The organism is Desulfococcus sp. (genome assembly GCF_041737845.1).
GTDB lineage: Bacteria > Desulfobacterota > Desulfobacteria > Desulfobacterales > Desulfococcaceae > Desulfococcus.
Genome location: NZ_JBGSQX010000018.1, coordinates 156,697 through 172,659 on the forward strand (window position 1 = coordinate 156,697; position 15,963 = coordinate 172,659).

Genomic DNA, 15,963 nt, shown 5'->3' on the forward strand with positions numbered 1-15,963 from the left:
CTCATGGGGTGGTATCCATATAGCGGCTTAAATGCTCCAAGATCAGTGTTTCAATGAGATGGGGGAGCGGCTCGGGAGGGACCCCCACCACCTCGATGTTTTCCTGGGAAAGCGGGATCAGCAGTTTTCTGGCGGGGCAAATGGCGACGGCCTCGGCCATCTTCGGGGTGACCTCGCCCATCATGGCGTGGGCCATGACGATAGCGATGGGCCCGATGAGCACATCCATTTTCGGAACCGTCCGGACGATGGCATTTTCGCCCGAAGCCCCCCGATTCGCGCGGGCTTTCAGCATCTGGGCCGTTGCGATGGCATTGGTCCCGAGGGCGGTGATATCGACACTCTCCCCGTAGATTTCTTTGATCTTGCGGATCACGGCGCTTCCGATCCCGCCGCCCTGCCCGTCCATCACGCCGATGTGACTCATGGGGTCCGGGCCTTTCCGTCCCGGTCGAAAACCCTGAGCAGGCGGTCCAGATCGTCGTCGTCGTAGAACTCGATCATCACCCGGCCCCGCTTCCCCCGCCGCTGGATCTGGACCTTGGTGCCCAGGCGCCGGCTGAGATCCTCCGCCACGCCGGCGAAATAGACCTCTTCGGAGCTCGGCTCCGGCGCTTCAGGATCCTTTCCGGCCTCCTTCAGCCGGTTGACGAACACCTCGGTCTCCCGGACCGAAAGGTCTTTTGAAACGACCAGCCGGAAGACCTCGAGCTGTTTGGCGTGGGTGGGAAGGCCCAGGACCGCCTTGGCGTGGCCCATGCTGAACCGCCCTTCCGCGAGGGACGCCCGGATTTCTTCGGGAAGAAGCCTGAGCCGGAGGAAGTTGGCCACGGCGGGCCGGCTCTTTCCGACACGGAGGGCCACCTGCTCCTGGCTGAGTCCGAATTCCGTCAGGAGCTGGTGGTAGGCATCCGACTCCTCGATGGGGTTGAGGTTCTCCCGCTGGATGTTCTCCACCAGCGACATCTCGAGGAGGCCGGACGGCGCCAGGGTTTTCACCACGACCGGGACCTGGGTCAACCCGGCCATTTTCGCGGCCCTGAGGCGCCGCTCGCCGGCGATCAGCTCATATCCGTCGCCGTTCTCGCGAACCACCAGGGGCTGAATGACGCCCTGCTCCGTGATGGAACGGGAAAGCTCGCTCAATTCCTCTTCGGAAAACCGGCGGCGCGGCTGATACCGGTTCGGGTGGATCCGCCGGACGTCGCATTTGAAATACTTCCCGTCCGAAGGCGTTACGGCCCGGGGTTCCACATGGGGGATCAAGGCGCCCAGGCCTTTGCCCAAAGCCATCTTCTTTCTTTTCTTCAGGGGATCGGACGGCTGCCCTTCGCTGTCCTCCCGCGGCGCATCTCCAGGTTCAACCATCTAGTATCTCTTTCGCCAAGGCAATATAGCTCTGCGCGCCCATGGACCCGGCATCGTAGAGCAGGATGGGCTTTCCGAAACTGGGCGCCTCCCCCAGCCTGACGTTGCGGGGGATGCTGGTGCTGAAGACCCGCTCTTTCCCCTTGAAGTATTTCATCGCCTCTTCGGCGACCTGATGGGAGAGGTTGGTCCGCTTGTCGAACATGGTGAGCAGAATGCCGGAAATGGAAAGGCCGGGATTGATGCCGCCGTTGATGAGCGCCTTGGTCTGGAGAAGCTGCCCCAGCCCCTCCAGCGCATAGAACTCGCACTGCAGGGGGATCAGGAGGACGTCGGCCGCCGCCATGGCGTTGAGGGTTAACAGGCTCAGGGACGGCGGGCAGTCGATGATGATATAGTCATACCGGTCGGCGATCCTGGACAGACATTTTTTAAGGACCTGTTCCCGGCCGTTTTCGTTCATCATCTCCACTTCGAAGCCGATCAATTCCACGCGGGAAGGAATCACCTGGAGCCGGTCGATCTCGGTCGCGGTGATGAGGCTCTCGATATCCGCCTCCCCGATCAGCCCGTGGTAGAGGGTCTGGGCCAGACCGTTCTTGTCGATGCCCATGCCCGTGGTGGCATTGGCCTGGGGATCGCAGTCCACCAGAAGGGTTCGCTTCTCCGCCAGCGCAAGGGCCGCCGAAAGATTGACGGCGGTGGTGGTTTTTCCCACACCGCCTTTTTGATTGGCTATGCATATTATCTGTGTCATAATCTTGAATCTTACCATAAATGTTTATATTTGGGAAGAAATGAGTTCAATTTGCCCATCGGCACAACAGGCAGCATGAAGAGATATGGTTTGTTCCGTTTTCCCGCCCTGCCCCCCACCGAATTACGGAACCGTCAGCGTTGTCAGAGGACACCATGAGCACACTTAAAAAACACCTGGGCATCTGGATGGCCGTCATCCTGGCCGTTCACGCTTTCCTTGCCGGACCGGCCCGGGCCATCACGATCCAGGAGGAAGAGACCCTGGGCAAGGAGTTCCTGAAACTCGCCACCCGTCATTACCGGGTGATCCATGATCCCGCCGTCGCAAGATACGTCGACGCCGTCGGCCGGAGGATTCTCAAGCAGCTTCCGCCCCAGCCCTTCTCGTATCGCTTTTTCGTCATCCAGCAGGAAGTCTACAATGCCTTTGCCGGGCCGGCCGGCAACATCTTCATCCACAGCGGCCTCATCGAGGCCATGGACAACGAGGACGAGCTGGCCGGCATCCTGGCCCATGAAATCACCCATGTCCAGGCCCGCCATATCTCCCACCGGATCGAACTCGCCTCCAAGATTCAATGGGCCACCCTGGCCGGCATGGTGGCCGGTATCTTCCTGGGCATCGGCGGCGCGGGCGAGGCGGGGAGCGCCCTCACCCTGGGCTCCGTGGCCGCCACCCAGTCGGCCTTCCTTGCCTACAGCCGCCAGGATGAAATGCAGGCCGACGAACTGGGGATCAACACCCTGACCGCCGCGGGGTACAGCGGGGCCGGCATGCTGACCATGCTCAAGAAGATCCGCGACAAGCAGTGGTTCGGTTCCTCGGACGTCCCCTCCTACCTCATGACGCACCCGGCGGTCGATGACCGCCTGGCCTACCTGGACACCTGGATTCAGGGCCATCCCGATGCCCTGAAGCTCCTGGCCAAACGCGACAACACCGAGTTCATCCGGGTGCGGACCCGCCTCACCGCCGGCTACGGGGATTCCACCGCGGCCCTCCGGAAGATGACGGCCGCCGTCGAGGCATCCCCGGACGACCCGATGATCCGCCACGGCTACGGCATCGCCCTGGCCCGAAACAGCCAGCCGAAGGAGGGCCTGCGCCAGGTCAGGAAAGCGCTGGAGAAAAATCCCTTCGACGCCGTCATGCTGAAGGATATGGGGGAGATCGCCTTCATGGACGGCCAGTACGAGGCGGCCCGCGCGGCCCTGGAGGGGAGCAAAGGCATCGATCCGAATGACTTTGAAACCTTTTTCCTGCTGGGGCGGACCCAGCTCGAACTGGAAGAAAACGCCCAGGCGGCGGACACCCTGAGGACGGTTCTGGAAAAGCAGCCCGACTATGTCCAGGCATTCAAATACCTGGGCGAGGCCTATGGAAAGGAAGGCCGGATGGGCGACGCCCATTATTATCTGGGGAGGTACTATCACGACCGGGGCGATATGAAAACGGCGGCGTTTCACCTCCGGCAGGTGATCAAGCACTCCCAGGATCCACGCCAGAAAGCCGAGGCGGAGGAGATGCTGTCAGCGGCGCGAAAGGAAGAAATGGCCGCCAAGGAGGAGGAAGAAGAATCGTCGACCGTCAGGACACCCAGGCCCCGGCAGCGGACGCGCGCCGCGCCGTTCAGTTCCGGTCAAAATGGGAGAACTGCATGGTGAAGGTGCCCCGCCCCTGGGTCGCCGACCGAAGGCTCGTCGAATACCCGAACATGTTGGCCAGCGGCACGACCGCCTTGATGACCTGGACGCCCCGCTGGATGTCGATGGCCTCGATCTTCCCCTTCCGTGAATTGAGATCGCCGATCACCTCTCCCATGAAGGACTCGGGAACAAGGATCTCCACCCGCATAATGGGATCGAGGAGATAGGGGCCGGCCTTGGCCATGGCCTCCTTGCAAGCCATGGAGGCGCTGACGCGAAAGGCCAGTTCGGTCCCCTGGGATTCTTTCCATGCGCCGCCCAGGAGCACCGCCTCGATGTCCGTCACCGGATACCCCATCAACGAACCGCTTCCCAGGGATTGCGCCACCCCTTCCCGCACGGCCGGGATGAATATCCCAGGGATCGCCTCGCCGGTCAGCTCCGACACGAAGCGGACCCCGGCCCCGCGCTCCAGGGGCCGCAATTTGAGGCGCACCTCGCCAAAGTGGTGCTGGCCGGCGACATCCTTGTCGAACACCGCGGTCGCTTCGGCCGCATGGGCAATGGTTTCCCGGTAGACCACCTGGGGCTTTCCGACGCTGACGCTGGTGCTGAATTCCCGCATCATCCGGCTGATGATGATCTCCAGGTGAAGCTCCCCCATCCCCGACAGAATGGTCTGGCCCGTGTCCTCGTCCATCCGCACCTTGAGGGTCGGGTCTTCGGCGACGAATTTGGCCAGGACCTGATCCATTTTCTCCTGGTCCGAATGGGTCTTGGGCTCGATGGCGATGGAGATCACGGGCTCGTAAAACTCGATATTCTCGAGGAGGACCGGATGATCCGGGTGGCAGAGGGTCTCCCCCGTCCCGGAATCCTTGAGGCCCACGGCACCCACGATGCTTCCCGGGCCGGCCGTCTCGATCCGCTCCCGCTTGTTGGCATGCATCTTGAGAATGCGGGAGAGCTTCTCCTTTTTGTTGAGGTTGGTGTTGAAAACATCCTCGCCTGCCTTCAGCTTCCCGCTGTAGACCCTCACAAAGGTGAGTTTTCGGCCCTCCATCATGGACACCTTGAAGATCAGGGCTGCAAGGGGCCGGTTGTCCAACGGCAGGCACTTGACCTCATCGCCCGTCAGGGGGTTCGTGCCGAGGATGGGCGGGACGTCCTCCGGGCTGGGCATGAAATTGACGATGGCGTCCAGTAGGGGCTGAATGCCCTTGTTTCTCAAGGCCGAACCGCACAGGACCGGCACCAGCGACATGGCGATGGTCGCCCTTCGGATCGCCCCGTAAAGCTGGGCTTCGGTGATCTCCTGCTCCGCCAGGTAGGCCTCCATGAGGACATCGTCTGTCTCGGCCAGGGTTTCGACCAGCTTTTCGCGGTAGGATACGGCCTCGTCCAGAAAACGGGGGTCGATCTCCGTCTCGTCGAAGGTGGCCCCGAGATCTTCGTTTCTCCAGGTGGTCTGCTTCATGCGGACAAGGTCGATCACGCCCGAGAAGCTGTCCTCGATGCCCGCCGGGAGCTGGAGCAACAGGGGCCGGGCATGGAGCCGCGCCTGCATCATCTCGACGGTGCCGAAAAAATCGGCGCCGATCCGGTCCATTTTATTGATGAAGGCCATCTTGGGCACATGGTATTTGTCGGCCTGGCGCCAGACGGTCTCCGACTGGGGCTCGACCCCGCCGACGGCGCAGAAGACGCCCACCGCGCCGTCCAGGACCCGGAGGGACCGCTCGACCTCGATGGTGAAATCGACATGGCCCGGGGTGTCGATGATCTGGATGTCCCGGCCCTTCCAGGGGCAGGTGGTCACGGCGGAGGTGATGGTGATCCCCCGCTCCTGCTCATCGGTCATCCAGTCCATGACGGCCTCGCCGTCGTGAACCTCGCCCAGCTTATGGGACCTCCCGGTGTAATAGAGAATCCGTTCGGTGACAGTCGTCTTTCCGGCGTCGATATGGGCGATGATGCCGATATTCCTGATATTTTCCACACCGCTCTTTTTTTTCATCGTCTTCACAAGTTGACCGTTTGGGTCTGTTTGAACAGGGATCTTCTTGAACAGGGATCTTCGGCAACGCGCGTGTCACCGGACAAGGAGCCTTTCATAGACCAAACCCCCGGTGATGTCAAGGAAAGAGGCGACGCGTCCGCCCCGGGCGCCGCCGCCGTTCCGCCGTCATGCCGTCGCTTGCAGGCAGGCTTCGTAAACCTTCCGCGCATCCTCCGAAAAGAGCATGAAGATCACCCGCTCCGGAAGCGGATGGCTTTTCAAGAATCTGGCCACGGCCGAAACGGCGACGCGGCAGGCTTCGTCCATGGGATATCCGTAGACGCCGCAGCTGATGGCCGGAAACGCGACGGTATCAAGCCCGCGTTCAGACGCGAGCAGAAGGGAATTTTCATAGCACCGCGCGAGCAGCAGCGGGTCCTCGGGGGAGCCCTTGTAGACCGGCCCCACGGTGTGGATCACATATTTTGCCGGGAGATGGTAGCCCCGGGTGATTCTGGCCTCCCCCGTCGGGCATCCGCCCAGGGTCCGGCATTCGGCAAGAAGCCCCGGCCCCGCGGCCCGGTGTATGGCGCCGTCCACCCCGCCCCCGCCCAGAAGCGAGCTGTTGGCCGCGTTGACGATGGCGTCTGCACTCAAACGGGTGATGTCCCCCGTCCGGACCTCCAGACGGTCAAGAATCGCTTTTTCCATGAGCCCTCCTTTCCCGCACTCCGGGTTGAGTTCGTACAGGGTGCCTTGCTTGAGTACTGATCCCTATCCCTGAATCGATGTTGGCTTCAGCGATAAATGTTTTTGCGATGCCCGACTTTCACAATCCAAATGGAGAGTTCATCGTTTTGGATTGAGTACAAAATACGATATCGCCCCTGTCGAAGCCGGTAGCGCTCTTGGCCGGTCAACTTTTCGCACCCCGTTGGCCGTGGGTCATCCTCCAGGCTTTGAATCCTTTTGAGAATTTTTTTCAGGTCTTTTTTTGGAATGACGGAAAGGTCTTTTTGAACCGATTTTTTAAAGAAAACCCTATATCCGCCCATCTTCTTTAAGCCTCTTGATCATCTCTTCGTAGCTGATCAGAGGTTCATCAGCCCGTTCATCAAAGGCCCTGATATCCTCCGCATCCTCTGCGAGGGCTTCCCGGACGGCTTCATTGACAAGATCGGATACGGTCCGAGAGGTCTCAACGGCTTTGAGCCTCAAGGCCTTGTGAATATCCGGGTTGAAATAGACGGTAACCCGCTTTGCCTCAGTTGCCATAACACCATGCTCCTTTTTTAGGATAGCATTATAACGCTAAAACGTTATGGTGTCAATGATGGTAAAGCGAATGTCGGGCATCGCGTGCGGATGTGGGGCGCAACGGAACACCGGTCGGGTGCGGAAAATCCTCAATGGCGGCAGGCTCTCCTTCAGAACACGCATCCATCATAGACTTCAGTTGGAGTGGGTCCATTGCTGGCCTAATTGTTAGGATGAAAAAAATCGCGACTTTGTTTTAAATATAGATTTTTCTCTAAATTATCGAGCAAAAGCATTGCCAAGCAAATCCTGCGCGCAAACCTTGACCAAGGGAAACCCCGGTATCAAAACTACTCAGGCTTGAGATCATACAGGGTCTCGTCCCGCCGGGGCGCTTTCTGCCGCCCCGAGGAGCCCCCCTTTTTCTTGCCTTGCAGGAGAAACGGGTCCTCCCCTTCGAGAAGATCCCCCATCTCCGATTCGATGGCCTCCGGGTCCTCGCCGCGTTCCATGCGCGCCAGGGCCTCTTCCATGCCGTGGCCGAGCTGAAGCCCCGTCATATCGCTCAGTTTCCGCATCAGGCCCGCCGCCTGCCTCGGATCGTTTTCATCGATCCGGTCGGCCTCCTTTTCGAGCACCGCCATGGCCTTTGCCATCTGGGACTCGTCGATGGGAAGATCGTCCATCTCGCTTTTCTCCCTGGCCTTGCCCGTGACCGCAAAGAGCGACACCTGGCGCGTCAGGCGGGGCACCCCGCATTTCGGGCAGGCGGGGCAGGTGGTCGTGTCGATGGATCTCGAAAAGAAGCTGAAAATCGTATGGCATTCCCTGCAATAGAATTCGTATATCGGCATTTCTTCCTCGTGAAGCTGATTTTTCTAACGAAAGTTTCCAGGGCCCGTCAGGCCCGGTTTTCGAAGCCCGCCCGCAGGAGGGAATCCCGGTTGATCATTCCCCGGTAGATGCCGTCTTCGTCCACGACCGGGAGGCGCTTGAACCCTTTTTCGGTCATGATCTGAATGGCGTCCTCGATAAAGGCATCCTCCCGGACGGTGACTATCTCCGTTTTCATCACCTCCCCGGCCTTCCGGCTGCGGAGCCGCTCCTGCAATGCCTTCTCGCGCTGCCCCTTCTCGGCAAACGGGAGGAACCGCGTCAGGTACCGCCAGATGCCCGGCTGATCGTCGGAAAAGGCCGAAAGAAGATTCCGGTCGGAGATGAGGCCCAGAAGACGCCCCGCCTCGTCCACCACCGCCACCCGCTGGATGTCGTCGGCGTCGATCAGGTGGAGGACCTCCTCCACCGGGGCGTCGGGCGAGACCGTCTGGGTGTCCCGCCGCATGATGTCGGAGACGAAATGGGCGTCTGCCATCTTGATTTCGCCTCTCCGAACGGCCTTCCAGTCGGGCGACTCCCGGGTGATGGTTTGAAAAATGTCCATGCGCGAGACGATCCCGGTGAGCTTTCCCCACGCATCCACCACCAGGAGGCGCTTGACCTTTTTTTCGAGCATCAGGTTGACGCCGTCCGCCATGAGCGCGTCCTCCTGGATATGGACGTCGGGCCGGGTCATGATGGCCTCGGCCGTCATCTCCGCAAGCGATTTCAGGATCCCGTCGACCCGCTCCGGCTCGGAATTGGCCATGAGGGCCAGGCGCATGGGCATCCCCGCCCGATAGATCAGGTCGCTCTGGGAGATGAGGCCCACGGGCCGGTCCTGTTCATCCACCACCGGCACGCCGGTAAACGTGGAAGATAAGAGGAGACGGACTACCTCGTCCACCGGCGTGTTCCGATGAACCCTTTTGGGCGTTGCGGTCATCACGTCCCGGACCTTGATCTGGGGCGGCAGGAGGCGCTTTTTGGCCTTATGCCAGTAGACGCTCAGTTCCCGGACCCCCACAATTCCCTCGCAGACCATCTGCTCGAGCACCTCCATCACCGGATCCAGCTCGGCCGACGGGAGGATGATCTCGATCTTGAGGGGCAGGTTGTAGGATAAATCGACGATATTCTGGGTCGCGGTTCCGCCGTCCTCGTAGCACGCGTCGGTGCCCCGGGTCACCGTGCACCGGGCCGCGATCTTCAGGCCCCGGACAAAGGCCAGGACCTCCTCGTACAGAACGCGGTTATGGCATCTTGCGCCCTCACTGGTGAAGATTTCAATGACGCTGTATCGGATGGTCATGTTATCTTCCTCCTTCCAGGATGATGTGAATCACCGCATACCCGGCCACCACCAGCACCCCGCCGCCGATGTTGTTGGCGAGAAAGCTGGCAAGCGCGGCGTAGCTGCCGGCCCGGAGATAATTGACCGACTCCAGGGCATAGGTGGAGAAGGTCGTGAACGCCCCTAAAAAACCGGTGACGAAAAAGAGCCGGGCGGAGGGCGGCAGGATCTCGGTGCGCTCCCCCAGGGCAAAGGCCGCCCCGATCAGAAAGCACCCGGTCAGGTTGGCCAGCAGGGTCCCCCACGGGAAGCGGACCCCGAGCCACCGGGCTCCGGCCAGGGCGAAGCCGTACCGGAACAGGGCGCCCAGGCTTCCGCCAACCATCACCAGCCCGATCTTTACCAGGATGTCCATCAATTCCCCGGCCCCTCCCGTCCCTGCTTTTCCGCCGCCCTCATCGGCGCATCCTCTCCGATCACGGATCCCTCCGCCGAAAGACATGCGTTCGAACCCAACCCCGCTTTCCTAAAATAATGCACGCCCGGACGGCGTTAAAGCACGGCCTTCAGAAGATCAGGCAGTTCACCTGGAAATGGATGCCGTCATTCTGGAGGTCGTCGTTGCCGTAATCGATATCCCGGAAGGGGATTCCCCAATAGAGATGGGCATGCAGCCCGGGCGACGGGTCCCACCGGAACCCCAGGCCGGCGCTTGCGATCGTCCGGGGGCCGAAGGTCTCCGTATCCACGTTCTCGGACCACCCCCCGTCGGCGAAGGCCGCGAGCTGGACCATGCCGTCCTCGCCGGTTTTGGAAAGACCGGGGACGGGCAGCCGAAAGGCGGGATACCGCAACTCCAGGGAGGCGACCACGGCGTTGTCCCGGACGAATTCATCCTCGCGATATCCCCTGACGCTGGTTGCACCGCCCACGGAAAACTTTTCCAGGGGCAGCACCGGCTGGTCGCAGAACTGCATGTCCGTCCGGAAAATAAGCTGGCTTCCGCCCAGGGCCGGCATCCGGCCCGCCCACTGAAACTGCCCCAGCCACGCAAAGAACCTCCCGTCGGGAAGACCGCCGTCATGGATGGTGGCACCGAAGGCATCGAGGCCGACGCTGAACACGGAGCGGACGGCAATGACCTGGGTCCGGCTGCGGGAAAGCCAGTCCTGGGTGAAGCGGACCACCGAGACATCGCTCTCCCCGTCCGCTACGCCCGGCGAGAAGGAGAAGGGCTCGCCCAGCAGGGTGGTTTCACTGTGGCGGACCTCGCCCCGGAGGGCTATGGTGAGTTCGCGGGTGGGCGTCCGGTAGAACGGGTGGGCGATCTCCACCGCGAAGGTGTCGGCCCTGCCCGTGATGTCGAGGTCGTCGAAGGGCTCCTCGACCACATCCGAATCGGTGTACTCGTATCGGAATTTAAGAAGGGTGTCGCGCGGGGTGACGGGGAGGATATAGTAGGCGAGCACCTCCTGGAGACCCCGGGTCATCCCGTAGCGGAGCCCCAGGGTATCCCCCCACCCGGAGAGGTTTCGATGGGCCGTGTACAGTTCCCCCCCCGTCGAGCCCACCCGGGGGGACCACCGGTTGCTGACCTCAACCCCCAGAACGTAGGGCGGGGCTTCCGCCACCTCGGCGTCCAGGATCGCCTCTCCCAGGCGAAGTCCGGGGCTGAGTTCGGCGTTGACCTGGTCGATGAGGGGATTCTGATGGAGAATCTGAACCTCCGCCTGAAGGTCGTTGAGATTGAGGGGCGTGCCGGCCCCCGTCATGAGGCGGCTTCGGATGTAGGGCGTCTGGAGTCGACTGTTTCCCGAAACCCGGACCTCCGCGAGCCGGCCTTCGACAATGTGGATCCGGATTTCGCCTGAATCCACCTTCTGATCCGGGATGACGGCCCCGGAATTGACATACCCGCGCTCGATATAGTGCCGGGTCACCTGCAGCCGCAGCGCCTCCAGCTCCGCGAAGGAGATCTCCCGGTTCAGGACATCCCCGGCGAGCCGGGAGAGGTCGTCATCGGAAAAAACGGTGTTTCCGGACCACCGGATCGCCCGGACGAAGACCCGGGGCGAGGCCGGGTGCGTCGATCCCTCCGGCGGCGGCTCGGGCATGGTCCTGAGCGGTGCCTGCCGCGGCTCATCCTCGATGAAGGGGGGCAGGTCGGGCCGTTCCCTCCCATGGCGCTCCGGCTTCTCCACGCCGGGCTGGTCGGCCGTTCTGGAAGGGATCTCGGCCGAAACAGCCACGGCGACCGTAATCCAGAATGACAAGAGGAGCCCGATACCGGTAAAACCGGCGCCCGGCCGGCGTGGATGGTTCCTGGAAATCACCGCCATCTCCTTCGTGGTGGAGGTACTGATGCCGTCATGGATTCGGGGGGGGACGCAGGCGGGCGCCGCCCCCCGACCCATCAGACGAGGGTGTATCCCGGCCCCTCCCCGCCTTCCGGGCAGGTCCAGGTGATATTTTCGTAAGGATCCTTGATATCACAGGTCTTGCAGTGGAAGCAGTTGGAGGGGTTGAGCTTGAGCTGCATCCTTCCGGTCTTCTCATCCGACGCCATCTCATAGACGTTTCCGGGGCAGAACCGGGTGCAGGGGCTCCCATAGGTCGGGTAGCAGACCCGGACGCAGAGGTCCCGGTCGTGGACGATCAGATGGGGCGGCTGGTCCTCCCGGTGCAGGGTCTTGGAAAGGTAGACGCCGGTCAGTTTGTCGATATGGAGGATCCCGTCCAGGGTTCTGGGGTCGACCCGCTCGGGCGGGACCGCCTTGCCTGCCGGAACGAGGGTGCGGAAGTCCTCCTCAAGGGGCATGAAATCCCTCACGCCGCGCCCGCCGCTGAGATACTGGGACCCGAGGTAGATCAGCTTCAGGATGCCTTTTTTGGCGAGCCCCTGGGCGAAATTCCGCCCCTCGATCATCTCCCGCCCGGCCCAGCTCTCCTGAAAACCCCGCGGGTAGGCCCCCAGGGTTTCGGCATCGCAGCGGTCCTGCCGGAGCGCCGTGAGGCACGCCTCCGCCGCCAGCATGCCCGACTTCATGGCCACATGGATGCCCTTGAGCGCCGGGGTGTTGTGCATGCCGGCGGCCCCGCCGATGAACATGCCGCCGTCCACGGCGAGCCGCGGCATGGAGAAAAGCCCGCCGGTGGAGACGGTGCGTGCCCCCTGCTCCACCACCTTGCCGCCCTTCAGGATGTCCGCGACAAACGGGTGCTGCTTGAACTTGAGAAATTCCTCGTAGGGATCGAGGTGGGGATTTTCGTAGCAAAGGGCGGTCAGGTACCCCACGGCGGCGCGGTTGCCGTCCATCTCGTAGATGAATCCGCCGCCCGGCGGGTCCATCCCCAGGGGGTAGCCCATCAGGTGGATGTCGTTTATCGGGCTCGCCTTGAAGAAATTTTCCTCGGGAAGCTGGATCACCTCCTTGATCCCGGTTTCGAAGACCTGGGGCTCCCTGCCCGCGAAGAGGCCCAGCCTTGCCGCGAGATCTTTCATGAGGCTTCCCCGGGCCCCTTCGCCGAAAACGACGACCCTGGCCGTGAGGTCGATGCCCGGCTCGAAATTGGTCTTGGGCTTTCCGTCCTTGTCCATCCCCTTGTCCCCGGTCCGGACGCCCGCAATCCGCCTGCCGTCCGGCCCATAGAGCACCTCCATTCCGGTGAAGCCCGGGAAGACGTTCACCCCCATCTCCTCCGCGACGGCCCCCAGCCACCGGGTGAACCGCGACAGGCTGATGATGTGGTGCCCCGTGTTGTGCATCTGTTTCGGGACGAAGGGAATCCGGTAATGCCGGTCCGGCGTGAGGAAGTAGAAGGCATCCCCCCTGACGACGCCCTCCATGGGGTATCCCCGGTCCGCGTAATCCGGCATCAGTTCCCGGAGGGCCGCGGGGTTCAGGATCGCCCCGCTCACGGCATGAGCGCCGATCTCGGCGCCCTTCTCGATCAGGGCGATCTCCAGTTCCATATGGTTCTCACGGGCCAGTTGCATCAACCGGATGGCCCCGGCAAGGCAGGCCGGCCCGCCGCCGACAAACAGCACGTCAAACGGCATCTCTTCGTGTTCCACACTCATCTCCAGTTCACCTCGACTGTCTGGTTCGGATCGCCTCTTTCAAATCGATCCCCCCTCAGGCGCCTTCCGGGGCCGTCGCCTGAAGGATAACTGCCAAATGTTAATCGAAATGTTTTGCAAACTCCGGCGCAAAACACAAGAAAAAACTGACGCAGCGGTCCATCCGAAGGGCCATGGACGGCAAATCTTTGATTGAATCCCCGGAGCAAATGGATTACAAGGCGGATTCGATATTCCTTTTCCCCCAACAGACAGGCAGACACCGTGGATATTCAACCGATTGCGGCAAAAGACAGAAATCTCGGCAGCGTGGACTATTTTCTCCTGTGGGCGGGCGTGGCCATTTCCCTGGCCGAGATCTGGGCCGGCGGGTTTCTCGCCCCCATGGGCCTCGGGATGGGGATCTGGGCCATTCTCCTGGGGCATCTCATCGGCAACACCCTCATGGGTCTGGGCGGGATGATCGGCTCCACCCACGGCATCCCGTCGATGGTCTCCATTCGGCCCGCCTTCGGGCTCCGGGGCGCGGACATCGCGGCGGTGCTCAACATCATCCAGCTCATCGGGTGGGCGGCCATCATGCTCATCATCGGGGGGCAGGCGGGGGCCATGCTGGGGGCGCAGGCGGGCGGCCTCCTGGCCGACAGCCGCTTCTGGGTCGTCACCATCGGCATGGGGACCCTGCTCTGGGCGCTGTGCACCGGGAGGCCGCTCTGGAAGGTCCTCCAGAACACCTCGGTGGTGGCCCTGCTGTTCATCGTCGTCCTGATGACATGGGTCTCCATGCGGGAGCTGGGCCAAAGCGCCCTCCCGCCGAAAGGCAGCGGGATCCCCTTCATGATCGGCCTCGACCTGGTCATCGCCATGCCCATTTCCTGGCTGCCACTCGTCGCCGACTATTCCCGGTTCAGCCGGCGGACGGGCCCCGCCTTCTGGAGCACCTGGTGGGGATATTTCATCGTCTCCTCGTGGATGTACGTCATCGGCCTCTCCGCCACCCTGGTCACCGGCGACACCGACCCGGCCATGCTGCTGCTGACGATGATGGGGAAGATCGGCCTGGCCGTCCCGGCCCTGATCCTGGTGATCTTTTCCACCATCACCTCCGACTTTCCGGACATCTATTCGGCCACCTGCTCCATGCTGAACATCTCCCGGAGGCTCAAGGCCCGGACCCTCATGTGGATCGCGGGGCTCCTCTCCATCGCCCTGGCCCTCGTCTTTCCGCCGGAGCAGTACGAAAACTTCCTCCTGTTCATCGGGGCCATGTTCATACCCCTCTTCGGGGTGGTGCTCACCGATTATTTCATCCTTCGGAAACAGCGGATCGACCTCCGGGAGATCTACAGGGTCGGCGGGGCCTACTGGTATTGGAACGGCTTCAACGTGGCCGCCGTCGCGGCCTGGGCCGTGGGCTTCGGCGTGTTCGAACTCATCGCCGTGATGAAATACCCCGTCGGCGGGTCCCTTCCGGGAATGGCCGCCGCCGGGGGACTTTACTGGATCCTGACAAGGGTTCAAGCGAGGAAAACACCATGAAGGACAACTACGCCGCCATCGTTCAGAACAACATCGGCACCCTTTTCGCCAAACCCGGGGCCGCGGCGAATTTAGAAGCACGGCTGCCGGGGGCGGCAGACGGCGACGGCGTCTCTTTTTCGGCCTTCGGCGAGCCCTGCCGCATCTCTCCCGCGGGCATCTTCCTGTCGGGCGTGAAGCAGACGGGGCCGGTGGGGATCGTCATCTCCCTCTACGCCCTGGGCGCCGATTCCCGCCCCATGGTCATGGCCCCGTTCAAGGCCTTCAAGGATTTTCCGGGCAGCATGCCCTATGTGGGGGCCTTCGCGGCCTACACCCAGGAGCCCCTCGTCCCCCATGTGGAGGCCGTCCGGGAGCACCTGCCCCGGATTTTGGAAACGATGGGCGGGAGCACCGACGTCGGCCCCGTGGGAGGCGATCTCGCCTTCCGGGTGATGCCCCTGCCCAAGATCGCCCTCTGCTATATTTTCTACGAGGCTGACGAGGATTTCCCCGCCTCCGTCACCTGCATCTTCTCGTCCAACGCCGTCGATTTCATCCCCATGGACGGGCTTGCCGACACGGGCGAATACACCACGCGCCGGATCCTCCGACTCCTGGGGTGACCCCGGCGGCGGACAGGGCGGACGCCCACGCCCACGCCGGATGCCCCGGGCTATCGCTTCAGCAGCGAGAGGGCCCTCTCCACGACGTTGTCCACCGTGAAACCGTAGCGCTCCAGAACCAGGCCGCCGGGCGCGGAGGTGCCGAAGGTCTCGATGCCGATGACGGCGTCGCGGCGGCCGGCGTATCGCTCCCATCCCAGGGTCTGGCCGGCTTCGACGGCAAGGCGCGTCTGCACATCCGACGGAAGCACCGCCTCCCGGTAGGCCGCATCCTGCTGTTCAAACAGCTCCCAGGAGGGCAGATTGACCACCCGGGCACGGATGCCCTGTTCCGCCAGCCGCTTCTGGGCCGCCAGGACGAGGTGGACCTCGGCGCCGGTGCCGATGAGGAGGATCTCGGGCGTCCCCTCACAGTCCGACAGGACATATCCGCCTTTGGCAAGACCTGCGGCGTCGGCGAAGGCCTCCCGGTCGATCACCGGCAGCTTCTGGCGGCTCAGGATCAGGGCCGTCGGGCCGGCGCCCGGCGCCATGGCCG

16 protein-coding genes are annotated in these 15,963 nt (G+C 62.4%); 3 read left to right on the forward strand and 13 right to left on the reverse strand.

Going from position 1 to position 15,963, the window contains the following annotated elements:
- Position 1: 1 nt before the first annotated feature.
- Genes ACEW8N_RS02480 through ACEW8N_RS02490 form a run of 3 tightly spaced genes read right to left on the reverse strand, consistent with a single transcriptional unit; the run spans position 2 to position 2,125 of the window.
- Positions 2-427 carry a DUF3842 family protein gene (locus tag ACEW8N_RS02480; protein WP_373498209.1) on the reverse strand — a complete coding sequence of 142 codons (426 nt, stop codon included), beginning with the start codon at positions 425-427 and terminating at the stop codon, positions 2-4.
- Complete coding sequence (locus ACEW8N_RS02485; RefSeq protein WP_373498210.1) at positions 424-1,368, reverse strand: ParB/RepB/Spo0J family partition protein; 945 nt, start codon at positions 1,366-1,368, stop codon at positions 424-426. The genes ACEW8N_RS02480 and ACEW8N_RS02485 overlap by 4 nt, the downstream gene beginning before the upstream one ends.
- Entirely contained in the window at positions 1,361-2,125 is a 765-nt protein-coding gene (locus tag ACEW8N_RS02490) for a ParA family protein (protein ID WP_373498211.1), read from the reverse strand. Before ACEW8N_RS02490 ends, ACEW8N_RS02485 begins: the two co-directional genes overlap by 8 nt.
- Before the next feature lie 155 nt (positions 2,126-2,280).
- Here ACEW8N_RS02490 and ACEW8N_RS02495 point away from each other — a divergent pair, with 155 nt between their 5' ends.
- On the forward strand, positions 2,281-3,792 hold the full coding sequence (locus ACEW8N_RS02495) for a M48 family metalloprotease (RefSeq protein WP_373498212.1): 1,512 nt from the start codon (positions 2,281-2,283) through the stop codon (positions 3,790-3,792).
- On the opposite strand, the gene fusA is transcribed toward ACEW8N_RS02495, so the two are convergent.
- From fusA to ACEW8N_RS02540, 9 genes are all read right to left on the reverse strand, one after another.
- Positions 3,758-5,791, reverse strand: coding sequence for an elongation factor G (fusA, locus tag ACEW8N_RS02500; protein WP_373498213.1), 2,034 nt, complete (start codon positions 5,789-5,791; stop codon positions 3,758-3,760). The two genes, ACEW8N_RS02495 and fusA, sit on opposite strands and share 35 nt — an antisense overlap.
- 168 nt (positions 5,792-5,959) lie before the next feature.
- Positions 5,960-6,484, reverse strand: a complete 525-nt coding sequence (locus ACEW8N_RS02505; protein WP_373498214.1) for an O-acetyl-ADP-ribose deacetylase — start codon at positions 6,482-6,484, stop codon at positions 5,960-5,962.
- 86 nt (positions 6,485-6,570) lie between these two features.
- The gene (locus ACEW8N_RS02510; RefSeq protein ID WP_373498215.1) at positions 6,571-6,828 is read right to left on the reverse strand and encodes a type II toxin-antitoxin system RelE/ParE family toxin; all 258 of its coding nucleotides are present in this window, start codon (positions 6,826-6,828) and stop codon (positions 6,571-6,573) included.
- Positions 6,815-7,048: a ribbon-helix-helix domain-containing protein gene (locus ACEW8N_RS02515; protein WP_373498216.1), complete on the reverse strand. Its 234-nt coding sequence runs from the start codon at positions 7,046-7,048 to the stop codon at positions 6,815-6,817. The genes ACEW8N_RS02510 and ACEW8N_RS02515 overlap by 14 nt, the downstream gene beginning before the upstream one ends.
- Positions 7,049-7,380: 332 nt before the next feature.
- Positions 7,381-7,884, reverse strand: coding sequence for a zinc ribbon domain-containing protein (locus ACEW8N_RS02520; protein WP_373498217.1), 504 nt, complete (start codon positions 7,882-7,884; stop codon positions 7,381-7,383).
- Positions 7,885-7,931: 47 nt separating this feature from the next.
- Positions 7,932-9,218: a DUF190 domain-containing protein gene (locus tag ACEW8N_RS02525; protein ID WP_373498218.1), complete on the reverse strand. Its 1,287-nt coding sequence runs from the start codon at positions 9,216-9,218 to the stop codon at positions 7,932-7,934.
- 1 nt (position 9,219) lies between these two features.
- Complete coding sequence (locus ACEW8N_RS02530) at positions 9,220-9,615, reverse strand: CrcB family protein (protein ID WP_373498219.1); 396 nt, start codon at positions 9,613-9,615, stop codon at positions 9,220-9,222.
- Between the two features lie 151 nt (positions 9,616-9,766).
- Positions 9,767-11,614: a ShlB/FhaC/HecB family hemolysin secretion/activation protein gene (locus ACEW8N_RS02535; RefSeq protein WP_373498220.1), complete on the reverse strand. Its 1,848-nt coding sequence runs from the start codon at positions 11,612-11,614 to the stop codon at positions 9,767-9,769.
- Positions 11,614-13,281: a 4Fe-4S dicluster domain-containing protein gene (locus ACEW8N_RS02540; RefSeq protein WP_373498221.1), complete on the reverse strand. Its 1,668-nt coding sequence runs from the start codon at positions 13,279-13,281 to the stop codon at positions 11,614-11,616. The genes ACEW8N_RS02535 and ACEW8N_RS02540 overlap by 1 nt, the downstream gene beginning before the upstream one ends.
- Positions 13,282-13,545: 264 nt before the next feature.
- On the opposite strand from ACEW8N_RS02540, the gene cytX reads away from it, so the two are divergent.
- Complete coding sequence (gene cytX / locus ACEW8N_RS02545) at positions 13,546-14,820, forward strand: putative hydroxymethylpyrimidine transporter CytX (RefSeq protein ID WP_373498222.1); 1,275 nt, start codon at positions 13,546-13,548, stop codon at positions 14,818-14,820.
- Positions 14,817-15,425, forward strand: coding sequence for a DUF3786 domain-containing protein (locus tag ACEW8N_RS02550; RefSeq protein WP_373498223.1), 609 nt, complete (start codon positions 14,817-14,819; stop codon positions 15,423-15,425). The genes cytX and ACEW8N_RS02550 overlap by 4 nt, the downstream gene beginning before the upstream one ends.
- Before the next feature lie 50 nt (positions 15,426-15,475).
- Here the strand turns inward: ACEW8N_RS02550 and ACEW8N_RS02555 are convergent.
- Positions 15,476-15,963: transketolase C-terminal domain-containing protein (locus ACEW8N_RS02555; RefSeq protein ID WP_373498224.1), on the reverse strand; the 488-nt coding region annotated here is incomplete at its 5' end.